The organism is Amycolatopsis sp. NPDC059235, from assembly GCF_042754125.1.
Taxonomy (GTDB): domain Bacteria; phylum Actinomycetota; class Actinomycetes; order Mycobacteriales; family Pseudonocardiaceae; genus Amycolatopsis; species Amycolatopsis albidoflava.
The window spans coordinates 37,265-55,810 of sequence record NZ_JBHZAG010000005.1 but is presented as its reverse complement, the minus strand read 5'-3'; the positions used below and the strand labels follow the sequence as shown (position 1 = coordinate 55,810).

Genomic DNA, 18,546 nt, shown 5'->3' with positions numbered 1-18,546 from the left:
ATGGCCGGTCTTCGCGACAAACTCCCGCTGCTGCTGGGCGCGAAAACGGCGAAAGCGCTCTCGAGCTCGCTCGACATCGAGACGGTTTCCGATCTGCTGCGCCACTATCCGCGCCGCTACGCCGAACGCGGCGAGCTGACCGACATCGCCGGGCTGGAGCTGGGCGAGCACGCGACAGTGCTGGCGCGGATCGAGAAGATCAGCAAGCGCCGGATGAAATCCCGCAACGGCACCATCCTCGACATGGTGATCACCGACGGCAAGCGGCGGCTCGCGTGCGCGTTCTTCAACCAGGCGTGGCGCGAGAAGGACCTGGCGCCGGGCAAGACCGGGCTGTTCGCGGGCAAGGTCACCGCGTTCCGGGACACGCTGCAGCTGGCCAACCCGGAGTACGAGCTGCTCGACGCCGAACGCGAGGCCGAGGCGGTCGACAACTTCCTCGCCGAGATCATCCCCGTTTACCCGGCGGCGCAAGGCATGCCGACCTGGTCGATCGCCAAATGCGTCCGGCAGGTGCTGGACGTGCTGGAGGTCGGCGAGGACCCGATGCCCGACGAACTGCTCAAGCGGCACGGGCTGCCCGGCCTGGAGCGGGCGTTGCGCGGCATCCACCGGCCGGAGGACTGGGCGCACCTGGAGTCGTCGCGGCACCGGCTCAAGTGGGACGAAGCGATGGCCGTGCAGCTGATTTTCGCGCAGCGACGGCATTCCGCGGTATCGCGTCCGGCGAAGGCGAGCCCGCACCTCGACGGCGGCCTTCTCGACGCGTTCGACAAGCGGCTGCCCTTCGACCTCACCGCGGGCCAGCGCGCGATCGGCGACGAGATCGCCGCCGACATGTCGTCCGAGCACCCGATGAACCGGCTGTTGCAAGGTGAAGTCGGTTCCGGCAAGACGGTGGTCGCGCTGCGGGCGATGCTGCAGGCCGTCGATTCCGGACGGCAGGCGGCGATGCTCGCTCCCACCGAGGTCCTGGCCGCGCAGCACGCGCGCTCGCTGCGCGAAATGCTCGGCGACATCGGGATGGCTGGCGAGCTTGGCGCGGCCGAGAACGCCACCCGGATCACGCTGCTCACCGGGTCGATGGGCGCGAAGGAACGCAAGAAAGCGTTGCTGGAGACGGTAAGCGGCGAGGCGGGCATCGTCGTCGGCACGCACGCGCTGATCCAGGACACCGTGCAGTTCGCCGATCTAGGGCTCGTAGTCGTGGACGAACAGCACCGGTTCGGTGTCGAGCAGCGGGATGCGCTGCGCTCGCGCGGCGCGGATTCGACGAGTCCGCACGTGCTGGTCATGACGGCGACGCCGATTCCGCGCACGGTCGCCATGACGGTCTACGGCGACCTGGAAATCTCGGCGCTGCGCGAAATGCCGGTCGGCCGGTCGCCGATCAAGACGACGGTCGTGCCGGTCGCGGAGAAGCCCGCCTGGTTCGACCGGGTGTGGCAGCGGGTCAGCGAGGAAGTCGGCAAGGGACATCAGGCGTACGTCGTGTGCCCGCGGATCGGCGACGAGCCGCCGTCGGACAAGAGCGACAAGCGGCCGCCGCTCGCGGTGCTGGACGTCGCGCCGGATCTCGCCAACGGCGCGTTGAAGGGCTTGAAGATCGCCGCTCTGCACGGCCGGATGCCGACCGACGAGAAGGACGCCGTCATGCAGGCCTTCGGCGCGGGGAAGGTCGATGTCCTGGTCGCGACGACCGTGGTCGAGGTCGGCGTGAACGTCCCCAACGCGACGGCGATGGTCATCCTCGACGCCGACCGCTTCGGCGTGAGCCAGCTGCACCAGCTGCGCGGCCGGGTCGGGCGAGGGAGCGTGCCCGGATTGTGCTTGCTGGTAACGGAAACCCTGGACGGGACTTCCACCCGCGAACGGCTGGCCGCCGTCGAGTCCACAACGGACGGTTTCGAACTGTCCCGGTTGGACTTGGAGCTGCGCCGCGAGGGCGACATCCTCGGCGCGGCTCAGTCCGGCAAGCGGTCCGGGCTGAAGTTGTTGTCGCTGCTGCGCGACGAGGACGTGATCACCGAGGCGCGGGAGCAGGCGCAGGAGATCGTGACGGCCGATCCGGAGCTGGCTTCGCTGCCGGGGTTGGCGCAGATGGTGGCCGACGTCGTGGACCTGGAGCGCGCGGAGTACCTGGAGAAGAGCTGACGCGCTGTCGGCTGCTTCGTCTGCTTCGGACGGCGCGTGCTGACGGCGAAGGGGCCGGGACTTCTTGTCCCGGCCCCTTCGCCGTGCTGGCGGTTGTGTCTGGTCAGGCTGGTCGCTCAGGCGTCGTAGAGGTCGTCGTCCGAGTCGTAGCCGTGCCGGTTTCCGCCGGAGTGGCCGCCGCTGTAACCGCCGCCGGTGTAGCTGCTGCCGCCGCCGGTGTAGCTGCCACTGGAATGGCCGCCACTGCTGGGTCCGTAGACGTATTGGGTGCCGTTTCTTCCGCTGCTGCCATAGGCACCGCTGGATCCGCCGGCGTGGCTGCTGCCGCCGTAAGTGCCGTAGCTCCCGCCGGAATGGCCACCGCTGGGGTAACCGCCGCCTCCGGAATGGCCATAGCCGCCGCTGCTGGAATGGCTGCCGGTGCTGGGTCCGTAGACGTATTGGGTGCCGTTTCTCCCGCTGCTGCCATAGGCGCCGCTGAACCCGCCGGAATGACTGCTGCCGCCGTAACCGCCGGAATGGCTGCCGCCGCCGGAATAGTGGCTGCTGCCGCCGCCGTAGCCGCCGCTGCTGTAATGGCCGCTGCTGCCGTAGGTGCCACCGCTGGTGTAGTGGCCGCCGCTTGAATAACCCGGCGGATGAACAGTTTGGACATAAGGCGCCGAACTCGACGACGGCCCGGCATGCCCGCCGGAGTAGCTCGTGTGCCCGCTGCCGCCGGAATAACCTCCGCCGCCGTAACCGCCGCTCCCGCTGCTCGGCTGGACTTTCTTGACCTCCGGCCGATATTCCGCGACCGGGTTGCCGCGGTAGTTGGGGGCCTTCGGGTCCCACCATTGCCGGTTGGCGCCGTTGCTCGGGGTCGCGTCCCGGTACTTTTGCTCCTTGCCGCCGCTCTTGTCGGAATCAGCGCGCTTCTCGAGCCAGCCGAAGGAATTGGGGTCTTCGTTGTGCGCCTTGTTCTGCGGGTAGGTGTTCTTGTAGCCCGTTTTGTTCCAGTGCGCGCTGGCCGAGGGGTTGTGCCCCATGACGAGGTTGCTGTGGCCCTTGACGATGCCGGTCGGCTTTCCCTGGTAGTCCCGGGTGTAATAGCGCCGGTTCGAGTCCATGTACCACTTGGTGTCCTCGCCCCGCTTCTTGAACGAGGGCGGCGGCGACACCGCGTTGCGCTGGAAGATCGGCCGCATCTTCCCGCTGCTGTGCGACAGGTTGGTGTACCCGTAGTCCTTCCGCCGGTTCTTCTTCCCGGATTTCTTGTGCTCCACGTAAACCGTCCCGCCCGGCGACTGCTTCCGGGACCGGCCCTGCGGATCCGGAGTGAGGCTCGGCCCGCGGTCGTAGGGATCGGGGCTGGGGCTGCGGCTCGTGCAGTTGCTGCCCGCGAGGCCGAGCGGGTCGACCAGGACGTGCGGGTTGCTGACGTAGGCGTGCGGGTCCGGTCCGCCGGCCAGCCCGATCGGGTCGGGGCTGACGTAGCGGGCGAGCGCCGGGTCGTAGTAGCGGTGCAGGTTGTAGTGCAGGCCGGTTTCCGCGTCGAAGTACTGGCCTTGAAAGCGCAGCGGGATGCCGGTTTCCCCGGCCGCGTCGACCACCAGGCCGAACAGGCTGGTGCGGGCGTGCCAGACGATCTCGCCCTGGTCGTCGAGCAGTTCGGTCGGCGTTCCGGACGGTTCGGCGACGATGGCGAAGAACTGCGCGTCGATCTTGTCCTGCGAGTCTTTCGAGACCGGGCGGCGGCGTTGCAGCAGCGGCCGGAAGCTGTCGAGTTCGTAGTCCCACACCGTCGTTTCCGCCGTGCTGTCGACGGAACGGGTTTCCTCGACCAGAGTGTCGCCGTCCCAGACGAAGTCGACGCGTTCGAGCGAAGTGGTCCCGTCCGCGGCGAAGTGCTCCTTGCGGGTCCGGCGGCCGATCGGGTCGTAGGTGTAGCGCCACGAGGTGCCGTCCGGGACCTTGACCGCGACCAGCCGCTCCAGCGGACCCCAGGCGTACTCCCAGGTCCGCCCGTCCTCGTGCTGGCGGGTGAGCATCCGGCCGGCGTCGTCGTAGGTGTAGCGGACGCCGCCCGCCTCGGTGATCACCGAAGCCGGGCCCGCGCGCCTGCCGAGCCGGTCCTCCTCTTCCGGCGCGGGCCAGGCGGCGTCGACGAGCCGTCCGGTCGCGTCGTAGGCGTATTGCTCGCTCCAGCCCTCCGCGCGGACCGACGTGACCCGGCCGCGGACGTCGAGGGCGAACCAGCGCGAGCCGGACGTCTGGTCGTCGATCCGGGCGGGCAGCCCGTCGGGCCGGTAGTGGTAGCGCCGGTCGCGGCCCAGTTCGCCGGACGCGCCCTGCACGGCCTGGCCGGAAAGCTGCCCGGCCGGGTCCCAGGAGCGTAGGATCGCCGCGCCCTTGCCGAACGTGCGGCGGACCTCGCGGCCTGCCGGGTCGTACTCGAAGCGCGTGGTCCGGCCCGAGGCGTGCATCTCGGCGAGTTCGCCGGCTTCGCTGTACTCCCAAACGCTTTCCGCCCCGGACGGAGTCCGCCGCCGGACCAGATTGCCCGCGCTGTCGTATTCGGAACGGAGAGTGCGCCCGTTGACCGTCTCGGCGATCACGCGACCGGCCGCGTCCCGCGTGTACTCGACGCGGGTGGTGCCGTCGTCGACGGCGGCGAGCTGGCCGAGGACGTCGTGCTCGAACCGGGTGCGCACGGTCCCGGACGGCCCTTCGACGACCTCCTCCACGAGGTTGCCGCGCAGGTCGCGGCTCATGGTCACGACGTCGCCGGACTGGCTGCGGATCTCGGTGAGCTCGCCGGCCGCGTTGTAGCGGTAGGTCGAGGACGCGCCGCCGAAATCGGTCTCGCGGACGAGGTTTCCGGCCGGGTCGTACTCGTAGCGCCAGACCTGGCCGTGTTCGTTGGTGACGCCGGTCAGCCGCAGTTCGGTGTCGTAGGAGTATTCGAGCCGGGTGCCGTCGGGCCGGATCTCGGCGGAGATCAGGTCGAAGTGGGTCACTTCCTGCTGGGTGATCGCGGACGAGGCGTCGGCGTGCAGGCGGTTGTTGCCCTCGCCGTCGTAATGCCATTCGTCGGTCGACCCGTCCGCGCGGCGGTGCCAGGCGAGCGAACCGTTGACGGTGTAGCCGAATTCCTCGACCGCGCCGGTCGGGTCGACGGTGGAGGAGAGCCTGCCGAAACAGTCGTAGCGGTACGCGGTGGTCGCGCCGTGCGGGTCGGTCACCGTGATCGGGTTGCCCGCGTCGTCGGACACCACGGTCAGCTTCACGCCCGCCGGATCGGTGACCGACGCGAGGTGGCCCCACTCGTCGTAGGTGTAGACGGTGGCGCCGCCGCCGGGTTCGACGAACCGGGTCACGTTGCCGCGTTCGTCGTATTCCCAACGGGTTTCGACGCCCGGAGCCTCGACCAGATGCACTGGTTGGCCGAATTCGTTGCGTTCGACGGACCATTCCGTGCCGTCGGGCCGGTGCATGCCGATCAGGTTGTTCAGCTCGTCGTAGCGGTAGCGCTGCGTCCGGCCGAGTTCGTCGGTCTCGCTGAGCAGCCGGTCATTGGCGTCCCATTCGTAGCTGCGCGAGGCGCCGAGTGCGTTGACCTCGCGCAGCAGTTGACCGGATTCGTTGAGGTGGAAGGCGGTGCGGTGGCCGAGCGAATCGACGACGTGGGTGACCAGGTTGACCAGGTCGTACTCCATCGTGACGGTGAGGCAGTCGCCGGAGCCCTCGGTGCGCACCACCCGGCCGGTTTCGTCGTAGTGGAAGCGGTACCACTCGCCGTTGCGGTCGGACCACGTCTCGATCCGGCCCGAGCGGTCGTAGCCGTACCGGAACGGGAGCCCGGATTCGTTGGTGACCTCGGTGAGATTGCCGTTGACGTAGCCGTAGCGGACCAGTTGCACCTCGGCGCCGTCGCCGGTGACCGTCGACAGCCCGGTGACGAGCCCGTCCTCGGTGGCGATGTTGATCCGGTAGCCGCCGCTGTGCCGGATCGCGACCGGCGTGCCGCGCGGGTCGCGCTCGAAGTAGATGTGCTCGTCGTTGCGGTCGGCGATCGAGCGGATCGGCCGGATCTGCTGGCTGCCGCGCTCGAAGGTGAGGATCCGCTGCCGCTCCCGGTCTTCGAGGACGAACCCGCCGCCGGGCTCCTGGGCGAGAAACCGCGCCGGCCCGTGCTCGGCGGCCACCCACTCGTCGCCGTGCGGACGCGGGAAGACCTGGACGATCCCGTCGGAACCGGCGAACCACACCTGGTCGTCGTACACCTCGACGCGTTCGTCCAAAGTGGACACCCAGGCCCCGCCGAGCCAACCGCCCGCGCGGAACGCGGAAAAGTGCGCGCGCTCGAAGACCATCGGCAGCGCGCTGCGGAACACCGCGTCGGTCTCGGTCATCACCATCTGCCCGCTCGCGACGTCGATCGGGTCGCCGGTGGTGCAGATATTCTCGACAGTGCGCGAGTTCTCGCCCTGTTTGTCCAGCGACCTGGTGTTGCCCTGCCCGCCGCGGGCCCCGGACGCCGACGTGTGGCCGTCCAGCCCGCCCCTGACCCCGTTCGGCCCGTCGGGTCCCGGCTCAGGCTTGTCCGTCTGGTGCTGGCCGCCGCCGTGTTCGCCGGACGGGTGAGTGGCCCCGCTGTGGTCGCCGGACGTCGTGGTGCTCTCGTCTTTGGTGCTGGACTTGGGTTTCTCGGACTTGACGTTGATGTCCTTGGGCGTGTGCGTCGGCGCGCCTTTGCCGCTCTTGAGCCCCTTCAACGCTTTGCCCGCGTCGCCGAACAGCGTCCCGGCCTTCTTCAGCAGCGGGATCAGCGCCTTGAGCGCCTTGACCAGCTTCGTCGTCACCTGCGTGATCTTCGAAGCGGTCTTCGCCACCGCCGACACGACCTGCGGCACCACCCAGGCCATCCCGATCCCGAGCGTGAACAGCACCTGCAACGCCCACGAGATCAGGTGCCCGACCAGGTCCGCGATCGTGTCGCGCACCAGCGAGCGGACCGCCGCCACGATCTCACCCGCGGTCTTGACGCCGCTCGCCGCGCCCTCGCTGCCCTTCTGCGCACTGCCGATCAGCGCGGAGGTGTCCTCGGCCTTTTTGCGGTACGTGTCGGCCGCTTCGCCTTGCCAGTCTTGGAGATCCTTCTTGACCAGCTCGGTCAGCTCGGCCGAAACGCTCTCGAGTTCTTTGGCGACATTCGTCCAGGTCTCCGCCTGCGAATGGATCTCGTCCGCCTTGCCGGTGAGCGCGTCGAGCGCCTCCTTGAGCGGCCCGACATGCTCCATCAGCCACCCGACCCCCGCCGCGAAAATCGCGCCGAACGGATCCATCACCGCGGTGAGCACATCGAGCGCAGTCCCCACCGCTCCGATCGCGACAGCCGCCCAGTTCTTGCTCTCGATCGCGGTCTTGAGGCCGGTCGCGTCCTCCAGCAGAGGAATCCCGGACATCGCGGTCGTGGAGTCCTTCACCGGCGCGATCAACGGGTTGGTCATCGGTTGTCCCATTTCCTGGTACGCACGGGCATGACGAACGAGCGGAGCCTGATCCGCCAATCCGCCGAGGCTATCGGCTGGGCGCCCCCGGTGCTGGCGGGCCGCGGCGGTGATGCCTGAAGTCCCGGAACCCTTGCCCGAACACACTCGCCTGCTCCGGGTCGCCTTTCGGCACTTTTGCCCGTCTCCGCGCCGTCGACTGTCCTTTGTGGCCACTTCGGTAAACCGCATGCGCCCCCGCGGGCCGGTGTGCTGAACTGCCAGCGGTTTGATTTCGTCGCCGAGCCGCTGGAGGAATGGTGCCCGAACTCGTGATCCGCCCCGCGACCCCGGAAGACGCGTCCGGCATAGCAGCGGTCCACGTAGGCTCCTGGCAAGCGGCCTACGCGGGCTTGCTGCCGGACGAGTTCCTGTCCGGCCTGTCGATCGAAACGCGGGAACAGTTCTGGGCTTCGAACCTGGCGGACACCTCCCGGCGACACACCGTCCTGACGGCCAGCACTGCCGCGTCGATCACCGGTTTCGCGGTCTTCGGCCCCAGCCGCGACGACGACGCCACTCCGCAGACTGGCGAACTGTCGTCGATCTACCTCCTGCGGTCAGAGTGGGGCCGGGGGCTGGGACGAGCGCTGCACGAGGAGTGCGTACGAGGCCTGTCGACCCAGTTCGAGACAGCGACGCTGTGGGTGCTGTCGACGAACACCCGGGCGCGGACGTTCTATGAACGAGCCGGGTGGGTCATGGACGGAAAGACCAAGGTAGAGACGATGTCCGACGGCGCGGTGACCTTGGAGGAGGTCCGGTACCGGTTGCTGTTGGAGAGTTAGGCTTCGTGGCTTCCGTTCGTCCCTGCTTTTTCTCGTTCGCTGCTGCTCGCCCTAGCCCGCCCCGGTAGCTTCTCTCCGTCACCAAATTGCTGCCACGTCAGCGCCGTCCACCGCCGATCGCTCGCACCGGCCGCTGGCAGACGGCCCGGGACCGGTTCCCGCCGCTGCCGTCATTGCGCTGTTAGACCCGCAGTTTGCCGCTGAGCGGCGACTGCCTGCTCAACCTAGCCCCGTCCGGGCATTCGCCGTTTTGCGGCGAGGGCCAAGCTGACTCGTCCTCCAGTTCTGCACTGCTGTCGCCGTTTGATGGCGAACACCAGGCCAGCTCGTCTGCGGTTTTGTTCCATTGCCACCGTCTTGGCGGCGAGGTCCCGGCCAGCTCATCTGCCAGCCTCGCTTCGCCGCCGCCGCCGCCGCCGCCGTCGCCGTCGCCGTCGCCGTCGCCGCCGCCGTCGCCGTCGCCGCCGCCGTCGCCGTCGCCGTCGCTGCGCCGTCGCGGTCGCGGTCGCGGTCGCGGTCGCGCGGCGAGGGCCAAGCCAGCTCACTTAGCCAACCCCGCTCCACCCATCGCCATTTTCCGGCAACAAGCCCCTCGCCCCGGCCGAGAATCAACCCCCGTCGCCACTCCCCGGCAACCGCCTGCCCAACACCCCCGCCCGAGCCGCCGCAGCCCCCGCCTCCGCCGCGACCCCAGCCGTCTCCTCCGACACCGGCTCCCGCGACACGAACAACCGGTAGAACACCGGCCCGCACACCGTCCGCGTCACCTCATCCGGATCGGTGTCAGCCGGCACCTCCCCGCGCGCGACCGCCCGCTCCACGATCACCGCTGCTCGGGCGTGCCGGTCCTGGTAAAACTCGCGCAGCGCTCCAGCCGCCTGTTCGGAGTGGAATGCCGCCAGCACCGCGGCCGTCGGCAGCTCCCGTTGCCCCGGAGCGGTCAACGCGCGCACCACCTCCAACGCCATTTGCCGCAAATCGGCGACAAGCGAACCGGTGTCCGCCGGGCTCCACGGTTCGTCCGCGCCGAACCTCAACGCCGCGGCGACCAGTCCTTCGCGCGATTCCCATCGCCGATAAACCGTCGTCTTGTGCACGCCCGACCGCTCGGCGACCGCCTCGACCGTCAGCTCGGTGAACCCGACCTCCGCCAGCAGATCGAGCGTTGCCCGCAAAACGGCGACGCGCGTGCGTTCGGTACGCCCGCCCGGCCGGCTTGTCCCCGGTAACTCGGTTGCCAATCGCTACCCCTGTTGCATTAGTGTTCTCAGTATGACACCGCTGAACACCCGTTCGCCGCTGGACGGCGACGTCGCCTCGATCACCGACCTGATCGGCGACGCGCGCATCGTCGCGATCGGCGAGAACAACCACCACATCCGCGAGTTCGGCGAACTCCGCGCCCGGTTGCTCCGCCGGCTCGTCGAGGACCACGGGTTCACGGTGCTCGGCTTCGAATCGGGATTCGCCGAGGGCGATCTGGTGCAGCAGTGGCTGAGCGGTGGTCCCGGCGATGTCGCCGATATCGGGCGAGAGGGATTCACCTTCTCCCTCGGCGAGTCGGCCGAAGTGCACGAAATGCTGACCTGGATGCGCAGCCACGGCGGCGTCCGCTTCGCCGGACTCGACCTGCCCAGCTCGGCCGGTTCGCCGCAACCCGCGTTGCGGATTGTCCGCACCTTCGTGGCGGAAGTCGATCCGGAGGTGCTCCCGCTGGTCGACGCCGCGATCACCACGTCCGAGCCGTACTCGGCGGTCAGCAGCGCGGCCGCGCCTGGCCGTTATGCGGCAATGACCCCCGCCGACCGGGACGCAGCGACCGCTGCGTTGACGACTCTCGTAGCGCACCTTCGTTCCCTGTCGCCAGTTTACCGGCAACGGAGCGCGCCGACCCGATACGCCATCGCCGAACACCACGCGATCGGCGCACTTCGCGTCGACACCTACCTGCGCGAACTCAGCGCGATGATGGCGGGAACAGCACCATCGCTCCAAGGGTCGTCTCGTGACACGTACATGGCCGCCACCGTGAAGCTGCTTCGCCAGCTACACGGCGAAGGCGAGAAGATCGTGGTGATGGTCCACAACGGACACCTGCAGCGAGTGCCCGTCGCCGCACTGCCGACCATGACGTTCCCTTCCGCCGGCACGCATCTCGCCGCAGAGTTTGGTGACGACTACTTCGCTCTCGGCCTGACCGCAGGCACCGGCACGACCACCGGCCTCGAACCGGACGAGACCGAGCGTCTCGGGTTCCGTGTCTACGAGCAGAAACTTGAGCCGCCAGCCGAGGGCAGTGTCGAAGCGGCTTTGGCCGGTTCGGATCCGTGCGTGGTCGATTTGCGGCAAGACCGAGCACAGGGCCTGACCGGACCGTCGAGCCTGCGGCACGCGCACATGTTCACGAAGGTCGACGTCGCGCAAGCCTTCGACGCGCTGGTCTACCTGCCGACGATGTCGGTGAGCGCGCACGTCCCAGCCGCGAAGTAGCCGCCGGTCGGTCAACGGCTCGCCACCCAGCGGCGAAACTCGCTGGTCGGTCGGCGGCTCGCCACTGAGCGGCGAAACCCGCTGGTCGATCGGCGGCTCGCCACTGAACGGCGAAACCCGCTGGTCGGTCAGCGGCTCGCCACTGAACGGCGAAACCCGCTGCTCGGTCAGCGACTAGCCATCCAGTGGCGAAATCCGTCGGTCTGCCAACGCTTGGCCGCGCAATGGCGAAGCCTGTCGTTCTGCCAACAGCTGGCCGCCTGGCGGCGAAACCCGTCGGTCTGTCAGCGGTTGGCCATCCAGCGGCCAAACCTGCCAACCGCTCAACGGATGGCCGCGCAATGGCGAACCCTGTCGGTCGCGCACCCGTTAGCCGCCCAGCGGCGAAACCTGCCAGCCGGCCAACGGGTGGCCACGCATCGGCGAAACCTGCCGGTCGGCCACCCTCTAGCCGCCAATCGACGAAACATCGATAACCCCTGTCCATCGTCCCCTCACCGGTCGCTTATCAGTGCGTCCGGTCGGGCGGGCACTGGACAGGGACCAGCCCATCGTGTGACGTCGAGTTGCCGCTGGATGGCGGCCGGGATACGACCGCAGGCATGCGGAACCGAGCGGCGCGTGGCCTTTTTTCGGCAACACTGACATTCCTGCTGGTCGCCGGTGTGCAACCGGCGGCGCTGGCGGCGAGCGGGACTCAGGCCAACCCGCCGAGCTGGGCGCTCGACCGGATCGACCAGCGAACCGGCCTCGATCAGAAGTACCGCTACGACTCGGACGGCTCCGGTGTCACCGTCTATGTGATCGACAGCGGCGTCGACGCCAAACACCCGGATTTGCAGGGCCGAGTCGTGCCTGGCAAGGATTTCCTCACCACCGGCACGGACACGTCGGACACCAACGGCCACGGCACCCGGGTCGCGGGAATCGTTGCGGGACACAGCTACGGCGTCGCCAAAGGCGCGCAGATCTTCCCGGTCCGCGTGCTCGACAAGGCCGGCGGCGGCGCGACCGACACGATCATCGCCGGCCTGAACTGGGTCGCCCAGAACGCGCACCAGCCGGCGGTCGCGGTGCTGGGCATCGGCGGAGTGCCGAACGAGCAGCTCGACAACGCGGTCAAGGGCGTCGCCGCGGTGATGCCGATCGTGGTTCCGGCGGGGGAGGGCAGCACCGATGCCAGCCAGACCTCGCCTGCCCGAGTGCCCGACGCGCTCACCGTGGGTGCGACTGACGTCCAGGACCAGGTCGCGCCCTTCTCGAACTTCGGCACGTCGCTCGACCTGTACGCACCGGGCGTCGACATCCCCGCGCCGATCGCCGGAACCACCGATGTCGGGACCCTGTCCGGCACCTCGATGGCAGCGGCGGTGACCGCCGGCGCGGTGGCCCTCTACCGGTCATCGCACCCGGATGCCGCGCCCCGTGCGGTCAGCGAAGCAATTGTGCAGGACGCAACGCAGAACGTGGTCAAGAATGCGCCCTCCGGAACTGCGAATCGGCTCTTGTGCACACTGCCTGCGGGAACGCCCTGACGGTTGCGGGACGACGCCTCGGCCAGCATCATGCATGCAGGTCGGCGTGCATGATGTCCATCACCTGGACTACGGCTCCCGCACCGCGGGACGAACCGGGTAACGTGCCTTCGATACCGATCCGAAAAGGGAAGGACCGGGCATGTTCCGCAAAGTGCTGGTGGCCAATCGCGGCGAAATCGCGATCCGGGCGTTCCGCGCAGGCTACGAACTGGGCGCGGGCACAGTGGCTGTGTTTCCGCACGAAGACCGCAACTCGCTGCACCGGCTGAAGGCCGACGAGGCCTACGAGATCGGCGAACCGGGCCATCCGGTCCGCGCCTACCTCTCGGTCGAGGAGATCGTCAAGGCCGCCAAGAAGGCGGGCGCGGACGCGGTCTATCCGGGCTATGGCTTCCTGTCGGAGAACCCCGACCTGGCCAGGGCCTGCGAAGAAGCGGGGATCACCTTCGTCGGCCCGAGCGCCGACATCCTCGAACTGACCGGCAACAAGGCGCGCGCGGTCAAGGCGGCGCGCGAGGCCGGCGTGCCGGTGCTCGGTTCGTCGCAGCCGTCCAGCAACGTCGACGAACTGGTCGCGGCGGCCGACGAACTCGGCTTCCCGGTGTTCGTCAAGGCGGTCGCCGGCGGCGGCGGCCGAGGCATGCGCCGCGTCGAGGACCCGGCTTTGCTGCGCGAGTCGATCGAGGCCGCCGCGCGCGAGGCCGAGTCCGCGTTCGGCGACCCGACCGTGTTCCTGGAGAAGGCCGTGGTCGAACCGCGGCACATCGAGGTCCAGATCCTCGCCGACGGCGCGGGCAACGTGATCCACCTCTTCGAGCGCGACTGTTCCGTGCAGCGTCGCCACCAGAAGGTGGTCGAGCTGGCCCCCGCGCCGAACCTCGACCCCGACCTGCGCGACCGCATCTGCGCCGACGCCGTGAAATTCGCCCGGCAGATCGGCTACCGCAACGCGGGCACTGTCGAATTCCTGCTGGACCGCCAGGGCAAGCACGTGTTCATCGAGATGAACCCGCGCATCCAGGTCGAGCACACGGTCACCGAAGAGGTCACCGACGTCGACCTCGTGCAGTCGCAGCTGCGCATCGCTTCCGGGGAAACTCTCGACGACCTCGGCCTGTCCCAGGACAAGATCTACCTGCGCGGCGCCGCGCTCCAGTGCCGCATCACGACCGAGGACCCGGCCAACGGTTTCCGCCCGGACATCGGCATGATCAGCGCCTACCGCTCGCCGGGCGGTTCGGGCATCCGGCTCGACGGCGGGACCGCGTTCTCCGGCACCGAGATCAGCGCCCACTTCGATTCGCTGCTGGTGAAGCTCACCTGCCGCGGCCGCGATTTCCGCACCGCGGTCGGCCGGGCCCGTCGCGCGGTCGCCGAATTCCGCATCCGCGGAGTGGCGACGAACATCCCGTTCCTCCAGGCGGTGCTGGACGACCCGGACTTCCGCGAGGGCAACGTCACCACGTCGTTCATCGAGGAACGGCCGCATCTGCTGACCGCGCGCCACTCCGCCGACCGCGGCACGCGCCTGCTCACCTACCTCGCCGACCAGACGGTGAACCGGCCGAACGGCGAGCGTCCGCGCACGCCCGAGGCCGCGGCCAAGCTGCCGAAACTGCCCGCGGACCTCACTCCTCCGGACGGCTCCAAACAGCGGCTGACCGAACTCGGCCCCGAGGGATTCGCGCGCTGGCTGCGGGAAACGCCGCAGCTCGGCGTCACGGACACCACCTTCCGCGACGCACACCAGTCGCTCCTCGCGACGCGTGTCCGGACGAAGGACCTGCTCGCCGTCGCCCCGGTTGTCGCCGCGACTGTGCCGCAGCTCCTGTCCCTGGAGTGCTGGGGCGGCGCGACGTACGACGTCGCCCTGCGCTTCCTCGCCGAGGATCCGTGGGAACGGCTGGAGCGGCTGCGCAAGGCCGTGCCGAACATCTGTCTGCAGATGCTCCTGCGAGGCCGCAACACCGTGGGCTACACGCCTTACCCGACCGAGGTCACCACGGCTTTCGTTGAAGAGGCCACCGCCACCGGCATCGACATCTTCCGCATTTTCGACGCGCTCAACGACGTCGAGCAGATGCGGCCGGCCATCGAAGCCGTCCGTGCCACCGGCACCGCCGTCGCCGAGGTCGCGCTCTGCTACACCTCCGATCTGTCCGATCCGAACGAAAAGCTCTACACGCTCGACTACTACCTCAAGCTCGCCGAGCAGATCGTCGGAGCCGGGGCGCACATCCTGGCGATCAAGGACATGGCCGGCCTGCTCCGCGCACCGGCCGCGGCTCGGCTGGTGACCGCGCTGCGCAAGGAATTCGACCTTCCGGTGCACATCCACACGCACGACACCGCCGGCGGTCAGCTTGCCACCTACCTGGCCGCCATCCAGGCCGGCGCCGACGCCGTGGACGGTGCCGTGTCCTCGATGGCGGGCACCACTTCGCAGCCGTCGCTCGGGTCGATCGTCGCGGCGACCGACCACTCGGATCGCAGCACCGGCCTCGACCTGCACGCGATCGGTGACCTGGAGCCGTACTGGGAGAGCGTCCGCAAGATTTACGCCCCGTTCGAGGCCGGTCTCGCTTCGCCCACCGGTCGCGTCTACGACCACGAGATTCCCGGCGGCCAGCTCTCCAACCTGCGCACGCAGGCGATCGCGCTGGGTCTCGGCGACCGGTTCGAGGACATCGAGGCCATGTACGCCGCGGCGGACAAGATCCTCGGCCACCTCGTGAAGGTGACGCCTTCGTCCAAAGTGGTCGGCGACCTCGCGCTGCACCTCGTCGGCGCCGGCGTCTCCCCGGCGGACTTCGAGGCGGAGCCGAACAAGTTCGACATCCCCGACTCGGTGATCGGGTTCCTGCGCGGCGAACTGGGCGACCCGCCCGGCGGCTGGCCGGAACCGTTCCGCACCAAGGCGCTCGAAGGCCGTTCGGCGGCCAAACCGGTCGCCGAACTGTCCGAAGAGGACCACAAGGAACTCGCCGACAACCGCCGCGGCGCGTTGAACCGGCTGCTGTTCCCCGGGCCCACCAAGGAATTCCTCTCGCACCGCGACGCCTACGGCGACACCAGCGTGCTCCCGAGCAAGGACTTCTTCTACGGTCTGCGCCCGGGCGAGGAGTACTCGGTCGACCTCGAACCCGGCGTCCGGCTGCTCATCGAACTGGAAGCCATCGGCGAGGCCGACGAACGCGGCATGCGGACCGTCATGTCGACGCTCAACGGACAGCTCCGGCCGATCCAGATCCGGGACCGTTCCATCGCCTCGGACATCCCGGCCACCGAAAAGGCCGAGAAGGGCAACCCGAAGCAGATCGCCGCGCCGTTCGCGGGCGTGGTGACGTTGCAGGTGGCCGAGGGCGACCAGGTGGCGGCGGGAGCGACCGTGGCGACGATCGAGGCCATGAAGATGGAAGCGTCGATCACCGCTTCGGCGGCGGGCAAAGTCGGTCGGCTGGCAATCACCTCCGTTCAGCAGGTCGAGGGCGGAGACCTTCTCATCGTGCTCGAATAGCCCGCTCTCGCGCCACTTTTTACCGTACGAGGGGTCCCCTCGCTCCAAAACGGAGCGAGGGGACCCCTCGCACCATTTGTGGCTCGCCTTTTCCGGGGTGTTCGCGCTAGCGTCGATGCATGCTGATCAACGCGGTGCCGCAATGGCAGGGCGCGACCAGTCCCCGGGCAAGGGGGCTGATCGAGGGCTGCCGGGCACTTTCCGAATTGGCCGGGCACGTGCTCGGCAAACCGGTCCACCACGTGCGCCAGGAAGCAGCGACGTCCGACGTCGTGACCGGAATAGCCAACCGGGCCGTGCTCACGGGCACGAACCGGCAGCTGCAGCTCGCTGCGCTCGAAGCTCCGGAAGGCCCGGTGCTCACGATCGGCGGCGACTGCGGGGTCGAGCTGGTCCCGGTCGGCGTCGCGCGTTTCCGTTACGGCGCAACGCTTGGCGTCGCGTGGTACGACGCGCACGCTGACTTGAACACGGCGGAGTCCTCGCCGTCGGGCGCGTACCACGGCATGGTGCTGCGGTCGCTGCTCGGCGAGGGCGACAAGGATTTCGCCGCGAGCCCGGCGCTCGAACGCGGGCGGGCGGTGCTGTTCGGCACCCGTTCGCTCGATTCCGCGGAAGAGGAAGCCATTGCCCGCGGCCTCGCAGGGCGCTCCGACGATGTCGCCGGGGCGCTGAACGCAGCAGGAGCCGAGCGCGTTTATCTGCATGTGGATTTGGACATTCTCGATCCCGAAGAGTTCCCCGGAGTGAATTATCCGGAGCCCGGCGGGATCACGATTGCCGAATTGGCGGAAGCGATCGACGGACTTTCCGGAATGGAGGTCGTCGGTGCGGGCATCACGGAATGCGTCGGCACGGAAGTCGCCACGCTGGAACCCGTGCTGGCCGCGGTGGGGAGGGTGCTGATGGAGGGCTGAACCTCCGCATCGAGGCGGTGAGATCCGCGCCTCGTCCGGTGAGTGGACCACGGGAACGCACGGGCAAGAAGGAGGTGCCCGAGACCGTGCGGAAGACGGTTCACAGAACGGCGAAAACCGCGCCGGCCGGACGAACGCCCGGGATTCACTGCGACGGTGCGTCCAGGCTCGCCAAAGCCACGCGCACGGCGTTGACGGCTTCGTCCGGCGCGACCCCGAGTTCCCGGCTGTGCCGGGCGTATTCGGCGGCCGCGTTGCGAAGCAGCGTGCCGGGATCCGGTCGTTCGGCCGGGCCGGTCACGACGGTTCCGCGTGCTCGTGCGGTGGTGACCCAACCGGTGGCCTCAAGCTCGCGGTACACGCGGGCGACGGTCCCGGAGGCGAGCCCGAGGTCCCTCGAGAGCTGACGGATCGGCGGCAGGCGGGCGTCCCTGGCCAGGGAACCGGTCGTGATCGCGCGGACGATTTGGTCGTGCACCTGACGCCAGGGCGGAACCCCGCTTTCGGCGTCGACCACAACTCGCAGCGGCATCTACCGAGCTGCCGTGGTTGTCGCGCGCTGCTTCGGCGGCGGGCCGACGATCGCGAGGAACGCGGCGACGGTGACCACGAACGCGAGGAACGTGGCGAGGTTCCCGATCGTCGTCCAGCCGAGTGTGGCAGCCGTTCCGGTGCCGAGCCCGAGAGCGACACGGGCGCTGCGAACGCGCAGTGCCAGGTCGACTTCCGGGTCGCCGGCGGCCGGACGCCGCACCGCGAGGAGCACGATGATCCACGACACCGCGGCCGCGCCGACGGTCACCGCGAGCGGGCCCCATTGCCGCAAAACGGCGAGATGCACGACGGCGGCGACGGTGGCTAGCCCGGAGACGATGACCGTCCACAACGGAGCGAAATCGAGCACGCCGCGCGGTGCGAGCACGGCTTCCCTGCGGGGTCCCCTCGCGGGTCGCTGCGCGAGGATTTCGGCGGCCAGGCCGCCGAGCAGCACCACGAACACCAGCGAGTTCGCGTTCCGTTCGCCGACGAGATCCGTCGCGCCCGGGATGAGCGGGAGGCCGAGGAACAGCCATGGATACCAGAATCGCCGACGGCGCAGGTAGCGCACGGCCACCGACACCTGGTCGGCGGCCGGGTTCCGCACGCCCCATTTCGCGAGCAGCCGAGCGCCCTGCTTCTCGCCTGGCCACAACGCGACGAGGATGAGCAGGCCGAACAGGCCGGTGATGCCCGCGACGGCGAGCGCCGAGTCGAGTTGCATCGTGGACCCCTCCCTCTTGTATCAAGCATATGCTACAAGAGGGCGCTCCACTCTGCCGTGTGACGCTCCGTGGTCGTTTTCGTTGCCCGCTGGATCGCCGCTGAAGGCAGGCACTCTGGTTCGCCCGTTCGTACGCACGGCGTAGCGCGCCTGGTGGTGTGTTGTCGCGATGTGCCGCTCTGACCTCGTGAACTTGTCACGAACGTGACAAGAAATCGGTTTCTTCGGCGGTTCGTGACACATTTGGCGTTGGTTTTTCGATGTGCCGGGTGTCACCCCTCAATGGATGCGGGGGCTTCCGGCGGTGCTGCGGCGCCGCCGGGGAACCGGGGCGGAGCGAAGGAGCTGCG

At 68.8% G+C, this 18,546-nt stretch carries 11 protein-coding genes; 6 read left to right on the top strand and 5 right to left on the bottom strand.

The features are described 5' to 3' along the window. A complete protein-coding gene (recG, locus tag ACFXI3_RS04960) occupies nt 1-2,154 on the top strand; it encodes an ATP-dependent DNA helicase RecG (protein ID WP_378398134.1) in 2,154 nt (717 codons plus the stop codon). 116 nt (nt 2,155-2,270) lie between these two features. On the opposite strand, the gene ACFXI3_RS04955 is transcribed toward recG, so the two are convergent. Further along, nucleotides 2,271-7,646: an RHS repeat-associated core domain-containing protein gene (locus ACFXI3_RS04955; RefSeq protein ID WP_378398133.1), complete on the bottom strand. Its 5,376-nt coding sequence runs from the start codon at nt 7,644-7,646 to the stop codon at nt 2,271-2,273. Between the two features lie 299 nt (nt 7,647-7,945). Between ACFXI3_RS04955 and ACFXI3_RS04950 the strand changes: the two genes are divergently transcribed. After that, complete coding sequence (locus tag ACFXI3_RS04950; protein WP_378398131.1) at nt 7,946-8,473, top strand: GNAT family N-acetyltransferase; 528 nt, start codon at nt 7,946-7,948, stop codon at nt 8,471-8,473. A 181-nt stretch (nt 8,474-8,654) separates the two neighbouring features. Here the strand turns inward: ACFXI3_RS04950 and ACFXI3_RS04945 are convergent, their stop codons facing one another. Continuing rightward, a complete protein-coding gene (locus tag ACFXI3_RS04945) occupies nt 8,655-9,008 on the bottom strand; it encodes a hypothetical protein (RefSeq protein WP_378398130.1) in 354 nt (117 codons plus the stop codon). A gap of 73 nt (nt 9,009-9,081) precedes the next feature. Next, on the bottom strand, nt 9,082-9,714 hold the full coding sequence (locus ACFXI3_RS04940) for a TetR/AcrR family transcriptional regulator (protein WP_378398128.1): 633 nt from the start codon (nt 9,712-9,714) through the stop codon (nt 9,082-9,084). Nucleotides 9,715-9,745: 31 nt separating this feature from the next. On the opposite strand from ACFXI3_RS04940, the gene ACFXI3_RS04935 reads away from it, so the two are divergent. The 4 genes from ACFXI3_RS04935 to ACFXI3_RS04920 all read left to right on the top strand — a co-directional run bounded on the left by ACFXI3_RS04935 (nt 9,746) and on the right by ACFXI3_RS04920 (nt 16,935). Beyond that, the gene (locus ACFXI3_RS04935) at nt 9,746-10,963 is read left to right on the top strand and encodes an erythromycin esterase family protein (RefSeq protein WP_378398126.1); all 1,218 of its coding nucleotides are present in this window, start codon (nt 9,746-9,748) and stop codon (nt 10,961-10,963) included. A 602-nt stretch (nt 10,964-11,565) separates the two neighbouring features. After that, nucleotides 11,566-12,498, top strand: a complete 933-nt coding sequence (locus ACFXI3_RS04930) for a S8 family peptidase (RefSeq protein ID WP_378398125.1) — start codon at nt 11,566-11,568, stop codon at nt 12,496-12,498. 142 nt (nt 12,499-12,640) lie between these two features. Beyond that, on the top strand, nt 12,641-16,018 hold the full coding sequence (locus tag ACFXI3_RS04925; RefSeq protein ID WP_344285757.1) for a pyruvate carboxylase: 3,378 nt from the start codon (nt 12,641-12,643) through the stop codon (nt 16,016-16,018). A 119-nt stretch (nt 16,019-16,137) separates the two neighbouring features. After that, nucleotides 16,138-16,935: an arginase family protein gene (locus tag ACFXI3_RS04920; protein WP_378398123.1), complete on the top strand. Its 798-nt coding sequence runs from the start codon at nt 16,138-16,140 to the stop codon at nt 16,933-16,935. A gap of 145 nt (nt 16,936-17,080) precedes the next feature. On the opposite strand, the gene ACFXI3_RS04915 is transcribed toward ACFXI3_RS04920, so the two are convergent. Both ACFXI3_RS04915 and ACFXI3_RS04910 read right to left on the bottom strand, forming a co-directional pair. Further along, nucleotides 17,081-17,467, bottom strand: coding sequence for a GntR family transcriptional regulator (locus tag ACFXI3_RS04915; protein ID WP_344285763.1), 387 nt, complete (start codon nt 17,465-17,467; stop codon nt 17,081-17,083). Next, nucleotides 17,468-18,196: a hypothetical protein gene (locus tag ACFXI3_RS04910; protein ID WP_378398121.1), complete on the bottom strand. Its 729-nt coding sequence runs from the start codon at nt 18,194-18,196 to the stop codon at nt 17,468-17,470. Nucleotides 18,197-18,546 lie beyond the last annotated feature (350 nt).